This is a genomic window from Myxococcus stipitatus DSM 14675 (assembly GCF_000331735.1).
In the GTDB taxonomy this organism is placed as follows: domain Bacteria; phylum Myxococcota; class Myxococcia; order Myxococcales; family Myxococcaceae; genus Myxococcus; species Myxococcus stipitatus.
On the sequence record NC_020126.1, the window covers coordinates 1,955,418 to 1,975,028 of the forward strand.

General features: G+C 67.8%; 17 protein-coding genes. 11 read left to right on the top strand and 6 right to left on the bottom strand.

What is annotated here, in order from left to right; all coding sequences use genetic code 11:
- The first annotated feature begins 196 nt into the window (after positions 1-196).
- Positions 197-1,018 carry a helix-turn-helix domain-containing protein gene (locus tag MYSTI_RS07800; RefSeq protein WP_015347170.1) on the top strand — a complete coding sequence of 274 codons (822 nt, stop codon included), beginning with the start codon at positions 197-199 and terminating at the stop codon, positions 1,016-1,018.
- Between the two features lie 56 nt (positions 1,019-1,074).
- On the opposite strand, the gene MYSTI_RS07805 is transcribed toward MYSTI_RS07800, so the two are convergent.
- Positions 1,075-2,322: a hypothetical protein gene (locus tag MYSTI_RS07805; RefSeq protein WP_201768953.1), complete on the bottom strand. Its 1,248-nt coding sequence runs from the start codon at positions 2,320-2,322 to the stop codon at positions 1,075-1,077.
- A gap of 58 nt (positions 2,323-2,380) precedes the next feature.
- Positions 2,381-3,229: a helix-turn-helix transcriptional regulator gene (locus tag MYSTI_RS07810; RefSeq protein ID WP_015347172.1), complete on the bottom strand. Its 849-nt coding sequence runs from the start codon at positions 3,227-3,229 to the stop codon at positions 2,381-2,383.
- A 323-nt stretch (positions 3,230-3,552) separates the two neighbouring features.
- On the opposite strand from MYSTI_RS07810, the gene MYSTI_RS07815 reads away from it, so the two are divergent.
- Positions 3,553-4,113 (top strand): DUF1993 family protein, encoded by a 561-nt coding sequence (locus MYSTI_RS07815; protein WP_015347173.1) that lies wholly within the window; start codon positions 3,553-3,555, stop codon positions 4,111-4,113.
- Here the strand turns inward: MYSTI_RS07815 and MYSTI_RS42930 are convergent.
- The 3 genes from MYSTI_RS42930 to MYSTI_RS07825 form a co-directional block, all read right to left on the bottom strand.
- Positions 4,073-4,378 (bottom strand): DUF4215 domain-containing protein, encoded by a 306-nt coding sequence (locus MYSTI_RS42930; protein ID WP_015347174.1) that lies wholly within the window; start codon positions 4,376-4,378, stop codon positions 4,073-4,075. The two genes, MYSTI_RS07815 and MYSTI_RS42930, sit on opposite strands and share 41 nt — an antisense overlap.
- 132 nt (positions 4,379-4,510) lie before the next feature.
- Positions 4,511-4,987, bottom strand: coding sequence for a hypothetical protein (locus tag MYSTI_RS07820; protein WP_015347175.1), 477 nt, complete (start codon positions 4,985-4,987; stop codon positions 4,511-4,513).
- Between the two features lie 232 nt (positions 4,988-5,219).
- On the bottom strand, positions 5,220-6,026 hold the full coding sequence (locus MYSTI_RS07825; protein WP_015347176.1) for a GNAT family N-acetyltransferase: 807 nt from the start codon (positions 6,024-6,026) through the stop codon (positions 5,220-5,222).
- Between the two features lie 563 nt (positions 6,027-6,589).
- On the opposite strand from MYSTI_RS07825, the gene MYSTI_RS45510 reads away from it, so the two are divergent.
- The 9 genes from MYSTI_RS45510 (at position 6,590) to MYSTI_RS45515 (ending at position 17,570) form a co-directional block, all read left to right on the top strand.
- A complete protein-coding gene (locus MYSTI_RS45510) occupies positions 6,590-7,897 on the top strand; it encodes a zinc-dependent metalloprotease (protein ID WP_275450734.1) in 1,308 nt (435 codons plus the stop codon).
- Between the two features lie 756 nt (positions 7,898-8,653).
- Positions 8,654-9,853 (top strand): MDR/zinc-dependent alcohol dehydrogenase-like family protein, encoded by a 1,200-nt coding sequence (locus tag MYSTI_RS07835; RefSeq protein WP_015347179.1) that lies wholly within the window; start codon positions 8,654-8,656, stop codon positions 9,851-9,853.
- Positions 9,850-10,629 carry a hypothetical protein gene (locus MYSTI_RS43675; protein WP_015347180.1) on the top strand — a complete coding sequence of 260 codons (780 nt, stop codon included), beginning with the start codon at positions 9,850-9,852 and terminating at the stop codon, positions 10,627-10,629. Before MYSTI_RS07835 ends, MYSTI_RS43675 begins: the two co-directional genes overlap by 4 nt.
- The gene (locus MYSTI_RS42940; protein ID WP_015347181.1) at positions 10,626-11,666 is read left to right on the top strand and encodes a 3-oxoacyl-[acyl-carrier-protein] synthase III C-terminal domain-containing protein; all 1,041 of its coding nucleotides are present in this window, start codon (positions 10,626-10,628) and stop codon (positions 11,664-11,666) included. The genes MYSTI_RS43675 and MYSTI_RS42940 overlap by 4 nt, the downstream gene beginning before the upstream one ends.
- A gap of 15 nt (positions 11,667-11,681) precedes the next feature.
- On the top strand, positions 11,682-11,918 hold the full coding sequence (locus MYSTI_RS07850; RefSeq protein ID WP_015347182.1) for an acyl carrier protein: 237 nt from the start codon (positions 11,682-11,684) through the stop codon (positions 11,916-11,918).
- Positions 11,915-12,670, top strand: coding sequence for an SDR family NAD(P)-dependent oxidoreductase (locus MYSTI_RS07855; protein ID WP_015347183.1), 756 nt, complete (start codon positions 11,915-11,917; stop codon positions 12,668-12,670). Before MYSTI_RS07850 ends, MYSTI_RS07855 begins: the two co-directional genes overlap by 4 nt.
- Entirely contained in the window at positions 12,667-13,677 is a 1,011-nt protein-coding gene (locus tag MYSTI_RS07860; RefSeq protein WP_015347184.1) for a ketoacyl-ACP synthase III, read from the top strand. Before MYSTI_RS07855 ends, MYSTI_RS07860 begins: the two co-directional genes overlap by 4 nt.
- 10 nt (positions 13,678-13,687) lie before the next feature.
- Positions 13,688-15,064: a class I adenylate-forming enzyme family protein gene (locus tag MYSTI_RS07865; RefSeq protein ID WP_015347185.1), complete on the top strand. Its 1,377-nt coding sequence runs from the start codon at positions 13,688-13,690 to the stop codon at positions 15,062-15,064.
- A gap of 583 nt (positions 15,065-15,647) precedes the next feature.
- Positions 15,648-17,570, top strand: a complete 1,923-nt coding sequence (locus MYSTI_RS45515) for a M57 family metalloprotease (RefSeq protein ID WP_144370017.1) — start codon at positions 15,648-15,650, stop codon at positions 17,568-17,570.
- A 193-nt stretch (positions 17,571-17,763) separates the two neighbouring features.
- On the opposite strand, the gene MYSTI_RS07875 is transcribed toward MYSTI_RS45515, so the two are convergent.
- Entirely contained in the window at positions 17,764-19,044 is a 1,281-nt protein-coding gene (locus MYSTI_RS07875) for an SH3 domain-containing protein (RefSeq protein ID WP_233278202.1), read from the bottom strand.
- Positions 19,045-19,611 lie beyond the last annotated feature (567 nt).

A 19,611-nucleotide genomic window follows, 5' to 3' on the forward strand; every position in this document is an offset into this window, starting at 1 on the left:
GTCTTGTACAGAACCAGTGATTTCATCCCCTGCTGTCTGAGACGCAGTCGGAGCATCACGGGTACTTTCCTGGTTTCCTGAATGCGCGGAGTCCTCGGCTCGGGCCAGAGGCACAGGGCCCGTCCGTGCTGGTCAACCAGGAGAGGGGGCGGTACTGTCGTTGAACCGTGGCGCCGTGGGCGTCATGAAACGAGTCATGTCGCCCAGCTTGTTTACACCCAGCGAACGCACGGCTCCCTTCGTGCAGTCCGCGCAGATATTCTCGCCCAGCGGGCCGCTCGCGCCCTTCGTGAGCTCCATCATCGTGGCGGAGGGGGGCCCGGAGATGACGCGGACCTTGCTTCCCCTCTCTGGGATTGTTCTGGGCATCGGCTTCAGGGGCTCCGCGACGCAAATCGACGAGCGCTCCGAGCACGTGCTCCCGAATGCGCTCATCCAGGGCATGGGCTCACTCGCGCGTCGGATCCGCGGCTCGGCCAACGGAGGGAGCGTCCTGGTGACATTCAGCGAGGTCGGCGCCGCGCAGTTCTTCAAGGGGCCCCTGCACGAGCTCTTCAATGCCTTCCAACCCCTGGACGACCTGGTGCCGCGCGCGGAGGTGGATCGCCTCTCGGCTCGCCTGGCGGAGGCGGGGACGCTCGAGGCGCGAGCGGCCCTCGTGGAGCAGTTCCTGTCCCTCCGGCTGAGCGCCAAGGCGCCGGACCCGATGGTCGTCGCGGCGGTGCGTGCCATTCGGATGGCCCAGGGCTCGCTTCGGATGGGAGCGCTCGCCCGGTCACTCCACATCAGCCAGGACGCGCTCGAGAAGCGCTTCCGGCGCATCGTCGGCACGACACCCAAGCACTTCGCATCCATCCTCCGGCTTCGCCAGGTGATTGACGCCTACCACCCGGGGGCCAGCCTGTCGGACCTGTCCCTGGACGCTGGCTATTTCGACCAGTCTCACTTCCATCGTGAGTTCCGACACGTCACGGGAGATGCACCCAGGCGCTTCTTCGCGTCGGAAGACTATTTCTAGACACAAAGCCCCCGAGGCCTGTCCTCGAGGGCTTCGTCGACCCCGCCGGTGTCTGCCTATTCCTTCAGGGACTTCACGCGATAGGCGCCCGGGTAGGAACGGAATCGCTCCTCGAGCTTGCCGGGCACGAGCACGCCCGTGTCGAACAGCTTCAGGATGAAGTCCTCGTACTTCGTCCCCGGGGGAAGCTCCGCGCGACGCAGCTCCTCGTAGAGCATGTAGGCCAGCACGTGGATGCCGTCGTCATGGTCCCGGAAGAACTCGGCGCCCGTGCGCGGCTTGCCATCCTTCGTGCGGAGCAGGCCCTGGCGCTCGCTGACGAAGACGTCGATGGCCTCGGCGCAGTCCTCCTCCGTCAGCCCGCGGGCGGTGGTGTAGCCGAATGCCGGGTCGTGCTCGCGCACCAGCCGCTGGAAGTAGGGGTCCGCCTCCAGGGCCGTCAGCCGCTCATCGATGAGGCCCTCGCGCTTGAACGGGGGGTGGAGCAGCTCGTGCACCGCGGTCTTCACCGTGACGCTCACCGGGTAGGTGAGGTCGGTGAGGAAGTTCCAGCCCGTCACCCGGATGCCGTGGGGTTTGACGAACTTCAGGACGTGGGCGTTCAGCTCCTCCACGTGGAGTGCCCGTCCAAGGATGTCCTCGTCCCAGCCCACGACGTCATGGGGAGCCACCTGGGAGGCGAGCTGCGCGATGGACTGCTCGACCTGGGGCAGGTACTCCGCGCGCCAGATGCGCGGGAAGTCGATGCGGTGGAGGAAGGCGAACAGCACGCCCAGGTCCTTGCGCACGTCCTCCAGCTCGCTGAAGTCGGACTTCTCTCCGTAGCTCGTCGCCTTGAAGTCGCGGCGCATCGCCTTCCAGGCGGCATCGTCCGCCACCGTCCTGGCCAGGTTGTCCACGGTGGTGGCGCCCGTGACGGAGAAGACGAGCGCCAGGTAGGGGCCCACCATCTTCCCGGCCTGCTTTCCCATCCGCTCGGTGAGGTGGTCGAGCGCGGCCTTCTCCTGGGGCTCGAGGAGGGCGGAGAAGCGCTCGAACTCCGCCGGATAGAAGCGCGTGTAGAACGCGTCGCCCCGCAGCAGGTTCAAGAGGCAGATGGCGTCGAAAGCCTCGGAGGGACGCAGCACCCAGTTCGTGCGCCCGGCCTTCACTCGGGTGACGGCGGGGGCGGGTGTGGTGGGGACGTCCTGCGGCGATGCGCAGCTGGAGGCGGCCAGCCACAGGGTGGTGATGAGGGCCAGGGTGGGGCCCCCGCGCCGGAAGTGGGTGGGCCGGGAGCGAGCCGGGACAGACGCGTCGAGCATGTCGGGAGTCATGGCGCCGAAGCTGAACCTTGTCGAGCAAGGTTGTCTTGGACGGAACTCACCCCGTTGGACGAAACGAGCGGCCCGTGAGCTGGCGCCGGTACTCAGCCGGGGTCAGGCGGAGTCGGCGGCTGAACTCGCGCGTCATGTGACTCTGGTCGCAGTAGCCCGCCTCCAGTGCGATGTCGCTGAGTGAGTGCGCTGTTTCACGGAGGGCCCGGCTGGCGCGCTCCAGTCGAGAGCGGCGCAGGTGGTCGGCGGGAGTGCACTGGAAGAACTGGCGGAAGCCTCGGCCGAGCTGCGTGGGGCTCACCCCTGCCTCGCGCGCCAGCTGCGCCAGCGTGGGCGGCGGGCCTCGGACGGCATCGAGCAGCTCGCGTGCCCGGGCCAGCCACGTGGGCGGGGCCGATGAGGACTTCGGGGGCGTCGTGGCGCGGAGGGCCTCGGCCAGCAGCTCCAACGACAGCCCCTCGATGGCCAGCGCCGCCACGTCGTCCCCTCGGTGGAACTCCTGGTAGAGGCGCGCGCTCAGCATGGACATCCGCTCGGAGGTGAGCTCCATGCGGCTGTCCAGTCGGGACACGAGCGGGGCGCGAGCGCTCCAGGCCGACTCGGAGAAGTCGACGTTGAAGGTGCGGGTGTGCTGGCCGGCGAAGCGCTGCTCGTGGGAGACCTCGGGTGCCTGGAAGGCCACGGACCTGGGCAGGCACTCCCGGGCACGCCCTTCCGAGACGTCGGTGAAGCCCCCTTCGAGCGTGAAGCGGAAGCCCGCGTGTCGGTGTCGGTGGGGGGCGAGGATGGCGCCAGGAGGGTAGGTGCTCTCCGTCAGGACGAGCCCCGCGACTTCCAGGCGCTGGAGCGGTGTGCCGAGATAGCGACCAAATCCAAGGGCGGGTGCGGAGGACACGACGTTTCAATGCACGGCACGCGAATCGATTGCAATCTCGAGTCTCCCTCGTGGCGCCCGGTCTGGTGCGCCGCGGCGCCTGATTTGCCGCGTTGACGTCGCAGTCGGGTTCCTGGAGGCACAGGGCACACCTCCAGGAGGGATGCCCGGCCTCTGTGCGGCCTGGTTCAGCGGCGACGGAGCAAGAGCTCACTTCCGCGGCAGCCTCGGTGCGGGAGCGGAGGCTGGCCGCGCGGGACACGGTGCGATTAGCATCGCGCTTCATCAACGCGCGCTGGTCGGGACCGCTGGGCACTGGCGCATGACGCGGTGAAGGATGGACCATGTCTCTGACTGCCTACGAGCTCTCCGCGGGGGTGTTCATCCGTGGACTGAGCAACTTGAAGGCGCAGTTGATGAAGGCGGAAGCGCATGCCGTCGCCAGTGGCGGGGGCGAATCGGCGCTGTTGGACGCGCGGCTCTCCGAGGAGGGGCGCATGCAAGGCGCCGCGAGTGATTCACCAGGGGACCTGCACAGGTACACGCTCGCCGCGCAAGTCCACTGGGCCGCGGAGGGGGCACGGCTGGCGATGACCCAGTTGTTGGGGGCGCCACGCGTGCCGGCCGCGAGCGATGCCAGGAGCTTCGCGGAGCTGTATCAACGGCTCGATGCGACGATGTCCTATCTCCGAGACCTCGTGCCGGGTGACCTCGAAGCCGGCCTGGAGCGGGAGATTGTGATGGAACACCGCCGCGGCTCGATGCGCTCCAGTGGCCACCAGTTCCTGGTCGCATTCGCGATTCCCCACTTCTACTACCACGTGACCGCCGCCTACGGCATCTTGCGCAACCAAGGCGTGCGACTCACCATGGGCGACTTCCTGGGCAACTGGGGCGCGAGCTGAACGACGGCTGATTGCCGTCATCACATATCTCGGCTCCGCCCCGCTTCCCATCACCACAGACGGGGCGCGGTGAGGTCTCGACCGCGTCCACCAGATAGACGGCCAGCACCGAGCCCGCGAGGCGCACGGAGCGATAGGGGAGGTTGCTCGAGTACCTGGCCACCGCGGCATGAGAGCCCAAGCCCAGCTCCACCAGATGTACCGGGCTGGAGCCGATGTACATCCCATCCGCCTTCAGGAAGTCGACGGTGGCGACCAGCGCCAACGACAGCCCTTTGCCCCCTGCGGCGAGTCGAAAGGGGGGCAGTGCACACCCAAGGGTGTCTGGCTTTCAGGGGATGCCGGCCCAATCCGTCGCGCCTGGGCAAGCGCTCCTGGACTGCGTCACCCCAACCCCTCACTCCGCAGGACGCTCAATCAGACTCGCCACCTGCTGACGACACGCCTCCACCGAGGCCGCGGAGTCGTAGTTCGCCAGGGCTTGCGCGCGGGCGGGGTAGAAGCTCCGAAGGCTTGCCCATCCATGCCGCCGCCGGTCACTGGACTCGGATTGCATCAACGCAAGGATGGACTCCTCGAACCTGGCGAGGTCCTCACTCCGCGCATCCAGCTCAGCCAGAATCAAATGCGAAATGAAGTACTGCTCCTGCAGGCGGCGGCCCAGTGAGGCCGAGTCCGCTCGCTGCAACTCCCTCCTCAAGGACCTTGCGGCGAGAAAGAACGGCAAGGCCCCCACGAAGGACCCCGACACGCCGCCCACGAGCGCTCCAAGAATGCTGCCTGCCATCCCGAACAGGCTGTCGCCGAGCCATCCACCCACGGCGGCGCCCATCAGGGTCGCGAGTACTCGCAACAAGTCAAAGAGGGTGAACACCGTTGTCTCCGTCCCGCCGCGCTCTGCCTGAAGGGCCCGCCGTGGGCCCGACAGGATGACAATCTGTCGGGCCAGGCGGCTCGACTCCTGGGGCTCTCGCGGAGGCGGCCCCGGGCGTCATGGCGCTACTGCACGTTCTCTGCCAGAGCACGTCCACTCGGTTGCGGGTGGCGGACGTCCCGGACTCAGGGGGCGGGGCTCCAGCGTGCGGTGGGGGCCCGCCCTCCCGTTGCTAGCTGCTCGGCGCGTCACGCACCATGACCAGCTTGGGGTAGGCGATGAAGAACCCCAACCGCTCCATGTTGCGCTGGGACGGTGTGCCCGGGTGCGTGCTGCTCGAGGCCAGCGTGCAGCCCTGGCGCAGCGCCCACTCCAGTCGCGTGGTGATGAGTGCTTGCTGGAGGCCCTGTCCTCGGAAGCGCATGCGCACGCCCGTGCCAGACAAGGTCGCGACGCCGTCGTGGAGGGCCGCCGTGCCGCCGCCCGCGGGCTCCCCGTCGACGCGCGCGAGGAAGCAGGTCGTCCCAGGCATCTTCGCGGCGGACAGCATCAGCGTGGCCTCGTCGTCGGTCAGCTCCTCGCGGCCCATGAAGCCCTGGCCCACCGTGCGTGCGAACAGCTCCGCCTCGCCGGACAGGAGGGGGCGGACCTCCGCGGTGTGCGAGGGGAGTGGGGCGCCCGGCAATGCGCGCGCGAAGACCTGCTGGAACTCCGCCACGCGATAGCCTCGCCGCGCCAGCTCCTGGGCGAGCGACGGGTCCGCGAAGGGCGTGAGCTCGATGGGCACCGGACCGCCTCCCTGGCCCAGGTGGGCTTCCACGCGGTCGAGCAGCTCCGCGTCGACGGGGCCATCGAGTCCCAGCGCGATGGCCTGGGTGAGCGGTGAGCCCGGGCCATTGAAGAGCGCGAGCCCTCCGGCGACCTCGAGGACTCCGTTCAGGGGCGTGGCGCTGCGATTCTGCTCGGCCTGGGCTCGCTCGATGCGACGGGCCAGGGCCGCGTCCACGGTGACTCGGGAAGACATGGAGGCATGCGACATGGCCAACACCTTCGTCCACCCCGCGCGGCGGCGTCTATCGGGTTCTGACCGCCTTTGTCGTGAAACCGCGCTTCGGTGATGTGCCACGGCGCGGTGGAAACAGCCGCGAGGCCCGGGGCCTGGCCTGATGGTCTGTCTGGTGTCACCGACGGTGGGGCACGCTCTCGTGACTCGAGGCGAGAAGAGGCGCCGGCGGGTTGACGCGCTTTGTTGTGACTCGGACGAGGGCTGGAGCCACGTGTATTGGACTGTGCGCTGACTCAGCTCGCGAACGGCCCGGTGCTCATGGGCGCCGCGGGTTCGCGTTCCTCTCCGGGCTGGAGGAGGTTGAGAATCCAAAAGATTATCAAGAGGGGATTCGTCCATGAGCCCACAGCCAAAGAGGATTCAGTTGTCATTGGACACCCACTCGATACAGAGGGGCATGAGGGACGTCCAAGCCGTGTGAGGCCATCCCTTCGCCGATGTCAGCGTCCTGTGCGAGATTGCCCGGAGGGTGTGACGTCCGAGGTGCGCGGCACCCTCGCGAGCGGATGTGCTTCTGTTCAACCAAAGGAGTCTCCATGTTCAGGAAGAGTCTTGTCCTTGCGGTGGGATGCAGTGCGTTGATGTTTGGATGTGGCGAACAACCCGATGAGACGCGGGAGATCGTCGACAACCTGGTCGAGGCCGGGTTTCCCTCCGATGACATCATGGTCGTCGAGGGGAAGGTGTACGTCGGGCGAGATGCGGAGGTCTCACTGGCCGCGTCTCGCGAGATGCTCGCGCGCGAGGCCACCACCGAGGAGCAGTACCGCACGACGAACCTCGTCAGCTCGGCGGTGACGAAGATCTGCATCAACGGCTCGACGTTCACGGGCAACTTCAGCACGGCACTGGACCTGGCCATCCAGAACTACGACGAAATGCCGCTGGCCTTCGACATGGCGCGCACGCCGAGCACCGGGTGCAGCTTCACCATCAACGCGGTCATCCAGCCGGGCGTGGTGGGAGGCTCGGCGGGCTTCCCCTCGGGCGGGCTGCCGTACCACACCATCAACATCGGCGGCGGACTGTCCTCGTACAGCGTCGACGTCATCGAGCACGTCATCACGCATGAGATGGGTCACACCATCGGCTTCCGCCACACGGACTACTACAACCGGAGCATCAGCTGCGGCAGTGGCGGCAACGAAGGTGACGCGGGCGTCGGCGCCATTCACATTCCAGGCACTCCGACGACGGCGACCGTCGGCGCCTCGCTGATGAACTCCTGCTTCCGCACGGTCGAAACCGGGGAGTTCGCGTCCGCCGACCGCACCGCGCTGACCTATCTGTACCCGTCGCGCGACTTCGCGGTGTTGAACTTCGAGTTCGCGGATGCGCGACGCACCAGCGCGACCGGCGACTGGGCGCCCGGCGAATACAAGGCCGAGTGCGCCAGCGGTGAGCCGGTGACCGGCGTGTCCCTCAACCCCAGCTCGCGCAACACGCGCGTCGCGCTCTGCCGCACCGGTGGTGACCCGCGCTACCCGCACGACGGCTGCTATGCCCGGAACTTCTCCACCGTGGACAACCGAGGGACCTCCGCCACCGGTGACTGGGATCCTGGCTATTACAAGGGGGAGTGTGGCCCCAACGAGTTCGTCGCCGGAGTGGCCCAGAGCACCGGACATGCCATCACCGCCGTGCTCTGCTGTCCCGGCAGCGTCACCCATACGTCCTGCTCCGCCCTCGTCTTCGACGGCCAGGATTCGCGTGAGTCCTCCACCACGGGCGACTGGGACGCGGACAACTGGAAGGGCGAGTGCGGCCCCGGCCGGTACGCCGCCGGGCTCTCCCGCAGCACCTCCGGTGGCGCGCCTCACGCGCTGCTCTGCTGCAGCCCGTGAGCCTGAGTGGATGAACCTCCGCGGGCCGGCCTCGGTGAGCTCCGGGGCCGGCCCGTGGTGTGTCGCGGAGACGCATTCCTATTGCCCGCCGAGGTCCGTGAGCGCCTGACGCAGGATGCGAGACATTGACGAGAAGCGCGGTGTTTCGAGTCTCCGCGGTGCTGGCCGGCTGTGGCGGTATGGACCCCCAGCTGGAGCACGAGGAGAACATCGCCAATCTCATCGAAGCAGGTCATCCAGCCAATGACATCCGTGTCATCGACGAGTCCGTGTTCGAGGGGGGGCGACGCGCAGGTGACGCTCCAGGCGTCGCGCGAGATGCTTCAGCCGCCCCCGGGGGCGCCGAACACCGCCGCCTGGGACGGGTCCGTCATGAACTCCTGTCCGCACACGGGCCGCGCCGGCGAGTTCACCACTCCGTTCGTAGCCACGCCGTGAGGGGCTGGCGCCCAGGTCGATAGTGATTGCGGTCGGGTCCTCGTCGCGGACATGACCCTCCGGGAGGAGTCCTGCTCCCGAGGGGTCTCTCCCGCGCGTCTATCAACGGCGCCGCTGCTGGTGCGCCGGAGCGAGCGGGACCTCGTGACGTGCAACCCGGCGCACCCTCTGCTGGCTCCAGCGTCCGGCAACCCGGCGCGACCTTGCGACGCGCCATTCGCGCGCACCCGTGGCGTTCTTGAGACCTGAATCACCCTTCAACATCATGGACTCCACTTCGGCGCGCGGCTCGGTGACGAGCGCGACAGGGGAGGCGGCATGCGGGAGACTCGGGCCTGGGTCCTTCATCGAGGCGAGCGCCAACGGGACGGGCAAGCCGTTCCCGGGACGCTGGTCGAGGAGTCCTTCTCCTTCCCGGACCCAGGCCCCGAGGACGTGGTGGCCGAGCCCATCTATGGCTGCTGGGAAGGCAACATGGGCCATGCCCTCCAGCGCGTCCCGGTGGACATCTGCCGCCTGCGCCGTGAGGACAAGGTCGTGCTCGGCAACGCGGGCGTGGTCCGTGTGGTGGAGGTGGGCAGCGCGGTCACGCGCGTGCGCCCCGGGGACCACTGCCTCGTCTTCTGCAACGCCGAGCCCGACGCGCACGGCTATCCCGTCAAGGTCCTCGCCTACGACGCGACCCACACCATGGGCCTGCTGGCCCACAGGACGCGGCTCCCCCAGCGTGTCCTCATCCCCCTCCCTCGCCACAGCCGCCACTCCCTGAAGCAGTGGGCCGCCTTCTCCCTGCGCTACATCACCGCGTGGTCCAACTGGCGACTTGCATGGGGCTGCTTCCGCCTCCAGGTCAGTGAGTCGGATTGCCCCGTTCCCTTCGTCGTGGGCTGGGGCGGCGGCGTGGCCTACGCGCAGCTGCGCCTCGCCCGCTTCGCTGGCTGTCGGGTGGCGATGGTCGCCTCACAGGAAGAGCGCCTGCGGCACCTGGAGGCCGTGGGCATCATCCCCATCGACCGCAGGGACTTCCCCGACCTGAACCTCGACGCGGCCCGCTTCGCCTCCGACGCCGATTACCGGCGGCGCTACACCCAGTCGGAGAAGTGCTTCCTCGCGCGCATGAAGGAGGCGGGGCGCGGCCAGGACGTCTCCATCTTCCTCGACCACATCGGTGGACCGCTCCTCCAGGCCAGCCTCAAGGCCCTGGGGCGCGAGGGTGTCATCGCCTCCGCGGGCTGGAAGCTGGGGGCGGACCTGATGGACCTCTCGCGCTCCACTGAATGCACGAAGCGGCACCAGCACATCAACACCCACTATGCGCGCTTCTCCGAGGCCGTGGCCGCCGTGGGCTTCGCCGAGGAGTCGGGCTGGCTTCCGCCCGTGGACGACGAGCGTGTCTATGCCTGGGATGAAGTCCCTCGGCTGGCCCGGGACGTGGAGGCCGGTGGCGTCGCGTCCTACTTCCCGCTCTACCAGGTCCATCCCGAGCAGGCGCACCGGGACACGCAGGAGGCCGCGTGAGCGAGCTCCCGGAAGACCCCCTCGCCACCGCCCGCCGGAAGTTCAAGCACCAGTCCCGAGGCTTCCGCCTCGCGCACGTGCTGCTGGTGGACCTCATCACCATGACCTTCTCGCTGACACCGGCGCTGCTGGCGTGGTGGGCCTTCGCCGTCTTCCTTCGCTGGAGCTGGGGGCAGGCCGCCTTCGCGCTCTGGGCGCTGCTGGCGCCCGGTGTCCTGGCCGGCGCGTTCCTCGTGGCGTGCTGGCTGGTGCGCCTGTGCATCCCGCGCATGCGGCCGGGGACCTACGAGATGAAGCTGTCTCGCGACTATCTCGCCTGGTTCATGACGCTGTGCCTGGGGCACTCGGTGCGAATCGCGGGCCTGCAGCCCTTCTTCTTCTCGTTCTACCTGACCAAGTACCTCTACTGGCGCGCGATGGGCGCACGCATCGCGTACGGCGTGAACTCCTCCATCTTCGCGGTGCTCGCCGACTACCCGCTGTTGACCGTCGGCAAGGGCTGCACCGTGGGCGCGAACGTCCTGCTCATCGGGCACCTGTTCCTGGGGGACAAGGTGATGTTGGGGACCGTCACCCTCGGAGAGAACGTCTTCGTCGGCGCGGGCGCGATGCTCGGCCCTCGCACGAGTGTCGGCGCGCGGAGCTGGATTGGCATGCAGAACAAGCTCTTGAAGGACACCCTGCCCGAGGACTCGCGACTGGAGAACTTCGAGTGGGAGCACTTCAACCCCGCCAGCCGCTCGCGACCCGCGCCCACCGAGGAGCGTCCCTCGTGAGAGTCCTCGAGCCCCGCATGGGCATCCGGGTGCTCGGCCATGGTCGCGCGCTCCCTGGCGACAGGCCCATCTCCAACGAGGAGCTGCTCGCGCTCGACCCGGAGCAACATGAGCGCTCCGCGCGGACACTCGCCGCGCTGGCTCGGAAGGTGACCTCGCGCCTGGGCTTCAGTCAGCGCCACCTCTCGCGACTGCCCGGAGCGCCGCCCTCCGAGGCCGAGGAGACGAGTGAGTCCCTGGCGCTCGCGGCGGCGAGGCGCGCCCTCGGGGAGCACGCGGGAGTCGACGTCCAGACCTTCATCCACGGGACGACGACGACGGGCCGTTACACCGGCTCCCAGGCCGCGGCCATCCTGGGGCGACTCGGGAGCCAGGCCTCCGCATGGGAGGTGAAGGCTGGCTGCTCCACCTCGCTGGCGAGCCTCCACCTGGCCCTGGCGCTGCTGGCGGGTGGCCACGCCAACGTGCTCGTGAGCTGCGCGGAGACGCTGTCCAAGGTGATGAATCCCAACCTGAAGGAGACGTGGTTCATCCTCGCGGATGGCGGCGCGGCGCTGTGGCTGGAGCGCGCGTCCGTGTCTCCCGACTTCGAGGTGCGCAAGTGCCTCTATGCCACCGATGGCGCCCTGGTGGACCTGTACACCACGCCCGGCAGGCTCCCCCCGGACCGGAGCACGCTGGAGGCCGGGGGCTACGCGATGGCGGGTGACGGCACGCGACTTCGAGAGGAAGCGCTGCGCCGCTATCTCGAGATGCTCGGAGCGATGTTCCCCGGAGGCCGCGGCCTGAAGGACATCCGCTGGGTGGTGGCGCATCAAATCAATCGCAAGCTCATCGAGCAGGTCCTCGAGGTGGGAGGGCTCGGCGCACGGCTCGTCTGGAGCGCGGACCGGGTGGGCAACGTGGGCGGCGCCTCCGTCCTGTTCTCGCTGTCCGAGGCGCTGGAGCAGGACCTGTTCCAACCCGGTGACGACGTGCTGCTGATGAGCGTGGGTGGTGGCCTGTCCTTCGCGATGCAGCACTGGGTGAAGCGCTGAAGGAGGGGACACGCCATGGAGCTGAACGAACGCATCGGCAAGGCGCTCAGGGCCGCGGGGATGGAGGACGTTCCTCGGAGCACGTCCGAGCCCCTGGCCGCGTATGGGATGGACAGCTTGCTGATGGTGCTGTCGGTCGCGGCGCTGGAGAAGGAGTTCTCCCTGCGCATCTCGGGGCACGAGTTCTCGGAGTCGAGCTTCGAGAGCCTCGACACGCTGGCCCGCTGGCTGCGCCGCCTGGGGGCGACATGAGGGTCCTCGTCACGGGAGGCGGCTCCGACATCGGCTTCGCCATCGCCCGCCGTCGGCTGAGGCAGGGAGATGAGGTCTTCGTCACCGCGTCGTCCGAGGCCTCGCTGGAGCGGATGTGCTCCCGCTACCAGTCGGAGGGGCTCGCCGCGAAGGGGCTCGTGCTCGACCTCGCGGCGCCGGAGCGGAACGCGGGCGCGCTGGGCGCGATGCTGGAGTCCGGGCTCCAGGCGCTCGTGCTCAATGCCTGGACCCGGCGCCCGCCCCAGCACCGCTTCCACGAGTTGCCCCAGGCGGCGCTCGAGGAGGACGTCACCGTGAACCTGATGGGGAACCTCTGGCTGCTGCGCCGGGTCCTCCCCGCGATGGTCGCCGCGCGCTGGGGCCGCATCGTCCTGGTCTCCAGCGTCTCCACCGTCACCGGCGCGGGACGCTACGGCGCCTATGTCCTGTGCAAGTCCGCGCTGGAGGGGCTGATGCGCAACCTCGCCGTGGACTACGGCGAGTTCAACGTGCTGTCCAACACGGTGCGCCTGGGCCTCTTCAAGACGGAGCGGACGAAGAAGTACTGGTCCAGGGCCCGCTACGTGGAGCGGATGGGGGGCGTCATCCCGCAGGGCACGCTGGGCGAACCCGACCACGTGGGGGCGGTGTTCGACCCGCTGCTGAGCGAGCACCAGTACATCAACGGCGCGGTCCTGGACGTCACGGGCGGGCTGCCGATGTTCCGCATGGAAGGAGTGCTGCGACCATGAGCTTCTTGAAGCCCTCGGAGCCTGTGTATCTGCGAGGTCCCCTTGCGTGGCTGCCGGAGCGGGTCGTCACCAATCAGGACGTCCTGGACTGGATGGGGACCCGAGCCCGGCCCAGTTGGATTGCCCACCGCACCGGTGTCGAGCAGCGACGCTGGGTCGAGGAGGGGCAATCCTGCAGCGACGCGGCCATCGGCGCGGCCTCGCGCTTGTTCGAAGCCACCCAGGTGGACCGCGCGCGCATCGTCCAGGTGCTGCTGGCCACTGTCTCCGGCGACTACCCCACGCCTCCGACCTCGCCCTTGATTCTCCCTCGACTGGGGCTCGAGCGGGTCGGCGTCCTGGACCTGAGCGCCGCGTGCGCGGGCTTCACGAGCGCGGTGCACGTGGGAGCGGCGCTCGCGGCCGCCACCGAGGGAGACCAACTGGTCATCGCCGCGGACATCCGCTCCAAGTTCCTCAACCGCGAGGACCTGGCGACCACGGCCCTGTTCGGTGATGGCAGCGCCGCCTGTCTCGTCACCCGGAGCGCCGAGGGGGCTGACTTCCAGCTCATCGCCAGCGAGCTGGCGGCGGATGCCTCCATGGCCGACATCATCGCCATCCGCGCGGGAGGCTCGCGACTCCCCCACCACCGCAACGACGACCCCTCCAAGGTCTTCCTCAAGATGGAGCATGGCGCCACGCTGTTCATGAAGGGGGTGGAGAACATGTCCACGGGCGCGGATTCCTTGCTGCGGCGCCTGGAGTTGAAGGTGGGGGACATCGACTGGGTGGTCCCGCACCAGGCGAACCTGCACTTGATGAAGGCCGTCACCGAGCGGCTCGGCGTGGACCCCGCGCGGGTGGTGGAGACGGTGCGCTTCACGGGCAACACCTCGGGCGCGAGCGTCGGCATCGCGCTCGCGCACCTTCGAGAGCAGCTTCCGCTGGAGCCGGGGCAGCGCGTGCTGCTCGTGTCCGCGGGGGCGGGCGGGGCCTCGGCCTGCGCGCTGCTGCACAGCCTGTAGGTGACGGACCATGCGGACTGCTCAGGCCTTCACCCGAACCGACGCGAGCGTGGCGCTCCAGCTCGGAGGACGCTCGCTCACCTTCGAGTCCCTGCGCGAAGCCGTCGAGGCGCGCAAGCACCGTCTGGGAGTCCTTCCTCCTGGCATCGCCATCCTGAGGGCGCACCGCAGCCGGGAGTTCATCGCCACCTTCCTCGCGCTGTACGAAGCAGGAGCCCCCCTGGCGGTGTTCGCGACGGAGTGGACGGCGCCAGAGACGGAGGTGAGGCGTCAGCTCCTGGGGCGATGTTTCGAACTCGATGAGTCCTTCCGAGTGTCCTGGAGGAGTGAGCAAACCCAGACATGCCACCATCCGGACACGGCGCTGGTCCTGTTCACGTCCGGCAGTATGGGCGCACCGCGCGCCGTCCAGCTCTCCCGCGAGAACATCGAGGCGAACGTGGTGGCGGTCCGGCGCTCGCTCGACTTCGACACCGCGCCGGAGCAGACCCTCGTCCTCCCGCTTTCCTATTCCTTCGGCCTGCTGGGACAACTCCTGCCCGCGCTCGCGGCGGGAGTTCCCACCGTCCTCCTGTCGAATCTGGTCGAGCTGAAGGCGCGCCTGGAGGAGGGGGCGCTGGTGGGCATGCTCAGCGGTGTTCCCTCTCACCACGAGACGCTGCTGCGCTTGCTGGGGGAGGCTCCGCCGCGAACCCACGCCGTCACCCATGTCATCTCCGCGGGAGCCGCGCTGGACGTGGCCCTGAGACAACGCCTGTTGCGTGCGTTTCCCCGAGCGCGGGTCTACGTCAACTATGGACAGACGGAGCTGTCGCCCCGGGTGCTCTGCCTGCGCAGTGACCACCCCGCGTTCCTGAGTCAGGCGGCGGGCTACCCCGTCGGAGAGCTCACCGTGAAGCAGGGGGACGACGGTGAGCTGTGGGTCCGGGGGAACCAGGTGATGCTCGGCTATCTCGGCGATGAGGGAGCCACGAGGGGGAAGATGGAGGGCGGATGGCTGCGCACCGGGGACCTCGCGCGAATCGACTCGGATGGGCTCGTGACCTTGCTGGGGCGCAATGACGACCTGCTCAAGGTGGGCGGGGAGCGACTGAGTCCCCTCGAGATAGAAGCCGCGCTGCGCATGCTCCCTCACGTGGAGGACGCGGCAATCTGGGGGAGGGAAGATGCCCTGTATGGCACTTCGCTGACCGCGTTCCTCCAGCTCCCCGCCGGGGCTCCAGGCGTCTCTCGGGAGGCATTGAGACGGGCGCTGCGCGACCAGCTATCGCCCCACAAGGTTCCCGCCGACTTCTACCGGGTCGAACAGCTCCCGCGCTCCTCGAACGGGAAGCTGCAGCGCCACCGCCTGGGCGAGCTGCTGCAACCAGGTCGGCGCATCTCCTGAGACAGACATCCCTGTCGATGCAGGGAGGGGAGCCCTCGACACGCTGGTTCTTCGCGGACCGGGTCTTGGCACTTGCGCCGATTCGGAGCACGCGCGCTTGCTTCATGAGCGCGCTGAAACTCCGGCGGCTCTCTGTCCAGGACCGCGAGTCCTGCACAGGGCGTTGACATCGATGTGGCCTCTTCTGGCATGTGTGGAATCAGCGTGCACCGCGAGGTCCGGTCTCCGGGAGTCGCGTGCCGACGACGGGTGTGCGCCTCACCCGTCTCGCGCTCCAGGAGATTGAGAAGCCAATGATGTGCCGGAATCGGGACGGGTCTTGAATCCCTGGTCAAGGGAGAGTTCGGCTGTCATTCGAGAGGGTCGACCCGACGGGGGTGATGGGGCATTGGCATGCAGGTCAAGCCACACCCGGTCGATGCGATTGTCTCAGGGAAATAGTCTGGTCGTATGGATATATGTCTTTGTCGACGCGGGGATGGATTTCAGTCTATTATGCAGACCTGTCTAGAAGGAGCGACGCCCGTGGGGGCGCGGAAATCCCCGCGAACGGATGTTCTTCTGGTCAATCAACGGGGTGTCCATGTTCATGAAGAATCTTGTCCTTGCGATGGGCTGTAGTGCGTTGCTGGTCGGGTGTGACGGACAGCCCGATGCGACGCAGGAGATCGTTGACAACCTGGTCGAGGCTGGGTTTCCGGCCAGTGACATCATGGTCGTCGATGGGAAGGTGTACGTCGGACAGGATGCCCAGGTCTCGCTGGCGGCGTCGCGCGAGATGCTCGTGCAAGGCTCCACCACCGAGGAGCAATACCGCACCACCAACCTCGTCAGTCGGTCGCTGACGAAAATCTGCGTCGACGGCTCGGCGTTCGTCGGCGACTTCAGCACGGCGCTCGACCGGGCCATCCAAAACTATGACGAACTGACACTCACCTTCGGCATGGCACGGGCGCCGAGCACAGGATGTAGCTTCACCATCAACGCCGTCATCGACATGGGCCTGAACGGCGGTGTGGCCGGGTTTCCGGCAAACGGCCAGCCGTTCGGGCAGATCACCATCGGCGGCCAGCTCAGCCAATACGGCGTGGACGTCATCGAGCACGTCATCACACACGAGCTCGGGCATACCCTCGGGCTCCGCCACTCGGACTACTACGACCGCTCAATCAGCTGCGGCGACGCCGGCAACGAGGGTGCCGCTGACGTGGGAGCGATCCACATCCCGGGCACGCCGACCGGGGCGACCAGCGGTGGCTCCCTCATGAACTCCTGTTTCCGCCCAGTCGAGACGGGTGAGTTCGCCCCCGCCGACATCACCGCGCTGTGGACGTTGTACCCGCAGGACACCGTCTTCAACGACCACGGTGTTGCGCCCCTGGACTCTTCGTGGAGCGGGTTCAAGGTCCACGCGGTGGGCGACTTCAACGGCGACGGCAGGACCGACCTGTACTTGAACTACGACAACCTGGGTGCTGGCGGGAACCAGCACATCTGGTATGGCCGCAGCGACGGCGGCTTCAATGACCACGTCGTTGCGTCCCTGGACTCTTCGTGGAGCGGGTTCAAGGTCCACGCGGTGGGCGACTTCAACGGCGACGGCAGGACTGACCTGTACCTGAACCACGACAACCCGGGTGCTGGCGGGAACCAGCACATCTGGTACGGCCGCAGCGATGGCGGCTTCAATGACCATTTCATGGCACCCCTGGACTCTTCGTGGAGCGGGTTCAAGGTCCATGCGGTGGGCGACTTCAACGGTGACGGCAGGACTGACCTGTACGTGAACCACAACAACCTGGGGGCTGGCGGCAACCAGCACATCTGGTACGGACGCACGGGCACCGGCTTCAATGGCCATTACATCGCGCCCCTGGACTCTTCGTGGACCGGGTTCAAGGTCCACGCGGTGGGCGACTTCAACGGCGATGGCAAGACCGACGTGTACTTGAACCACGACAACCTGGGGGCCGGCGGCAACCAGCACCTCTGGTACGGACGCGCAGGCACCGGCTTCAACGGCCACGGCATTGCGCCCCTGGACTCTTCATGGATCGGGTTCAAGGTCCACGCGGTGGGCGACTTCAACGGCGACGGCAAGACCGACCTCTACCTGAACCACAGCAACCTCGGTGCTGGCGGCCACCAGCACTTCTGGTACGGACGCACCACCGGCGGATTCGATGGCCACGGCGTTGCGCCCATGGACTCTTCGTGGAGCGGGTTCAAGGTCCACGCAGTGGGTGACTTCAACGGCGACGGCAGGACCGAGCTGTACCTGAACCACGACAACCTGGGGGCTGGCGGGAGTCCGCACATCTGGTCCGGTCGCACCGACCGTGGCTTCAATGACCACCGCGAGCCGACCCTGGATTCTTCATGGAATGGGTTCAAGGTCCATGCGGTGGGCGACTTCAACGGTGACGGCAAGACCGACCTGTACTTGAACCACAACAACCTGGGGGCTGGCGGTAGCCAGCACATCTGGTACGGACGCCTCCCGTAAGGTGAGCGTTCAGCGCTGTTGACGCGGAGACGAGCACAGAGGGCGGTGACCGCATCTTCTGTCTTTGACAAGAAGCGCGGTCATCGTTCTCTTGTGGCCGGTCGAGAGCCCCGCAGCGCGTAGCCTCCTGGCTGTCTCCTCCGCATTCGCGGGGCTTCGGACCAGGCGGGTTCGGCGCTTGACTCACTCCGGGTCAGGGACGCGTGACGTGCACGAGGCTTGTCATCGCGTCCACGTACAGGGTCGTGTCGTCCGCATGCAGCGGCAGCAGCGGCGTGACCGATACCTGGTTCAGCTTCGTCTTCCGGAGCTGCTGGGTGGCTGGGTCCTTGAACACGGCGAACGGGACATCCTGGATGACGTAGGGCTTGCCATCCACGTGCCCGATGAGCATCAGCACATGCCCGGGGACGACGATGAGGTCGCCCACCTGCGCTTGCTCCAGCGCGCGCAGCCGCTCGGCGTGCGAGTCCTTCGCCGTGAAGAGGCGGTGGGTCAGCGCCGTGCTCTTCCCTTGCTGGCCTGAGTTGGGCGGCAGGAACAGCCCCATGCTGCGGTACACCTCGCTGGTCAGTCCGCTGCAGTCGCGCGCATTGAACTGGTGTCCCCAGCCGTAGCGCTCGCCGAGGAACTTGAACGCCTGCCGGAGGATGTTGGCGCGGGTCAGCGGGAGATAGCCCGGCGCGGTATCCGTGGTACGGCGCAGCAGTGCGCTCTGGAAGGCCAGGGTGCCGTCCTGCTCGCGCACCGGGAGCAGCACCGGCCACGACGCATAGCTGCTGGCTCCGTTGACTGGCTCCCCGGGGGACACGTCCGCCCGTGGCAGCGCGACCCCCATGTCGAGCTCGAGCTCGGACACCCGGGGAGCTTCCGGCGTCGCGACGGTGCGCACCTGGTCGCCCGTGACGACCCGCCCGGGGGCTTTCGCCACGTACGAGAACACCGCGTCCGCCGTGCCTTCCGCGACATCGTCGCGCTGGACCCACGCGGGCCCCTGGGTCGTCAGGACGAACAGCCATTGCTGATCCACGCTGTGATGCGCGATGACGACCGGCTCGCCTGGGAACAGGATGCCGGCCTGCAGGCTCTCGAAGTCGCGCAGGCTGTCCCCCGCGAAGAACCGCCGATGGGACGGCAGTGTCCGCAAGGGCGTGCGCCGCACGCTGAGCCCATGGCGCGCGGTGGAGGCTTCGGGGACGTGTGCGGTCGCGGCGTTCTGGCGCAGCTCCTCGAGCATCGCCTCCGTCACCGGCCGCCCCTGCTCGTCGATGACTGCTTGGATGGGCGACTGCTGTGCATCCTGGAGCCAACGGACGACCTGTGCGCGCGTCAGCGTGGCTGGGATGCGCTTCAGGTCGACCAGGCCTCCCTCCGGACCGAAGGCGCGCATGCGCTTCTCCGTCACCTGGGTGGCATCGAGGAGCACCTCGTCGGGTGACGGTGCGCGGCGGATCCAGAACTCGGGCGACAGCATGTCTTCGTGGAACGCGGGCACCCCCGACGGAGACACGGCGAGCGCGGACGGCGTGGTGCAAGCGGCAAGGCTGGCGGTGGTCCCCATTACCAGGAGCGAGAGAGCCCGCATTCGCCATGTGCGAGTGCCCGTCCGGTACGTCTTCGCGAGTGTCCGAGTGGAGGGGAGTGCCAGGCGGCTCATTCGTTCAGCTCCGAGGGGGAGACGGCTCCATGTGGCCGTGCTTGCGTGCGGAGACGAGCAGGTCCGCTCACTCGTGGCCGGTTGCTCACCCTGTGTCCAACGAATCCTCATCGCGAGCTATTTCACGGGCGCGCGGCGTTTTCTCCTCGGGGCGCGGAGAGGTCTGATTCGCGGATCCAGTGGTGATGGCCACCAACGATGGTTTCAGGGGGAGCGGGCGCACCCCTCGAGGGTGAACGGAGCGAGAGGGCTGCCGCCGCGGTCTTCATCGCCCACCACGAGAGGGCATTCCGCCAGGGTGTCCCTGAACGACTGCACGGACGGAGGCGCGACGAACCTCCTCTCCCGGGAGCGCGCCGTGACGCCCCGCATGGGCGCCGCGCT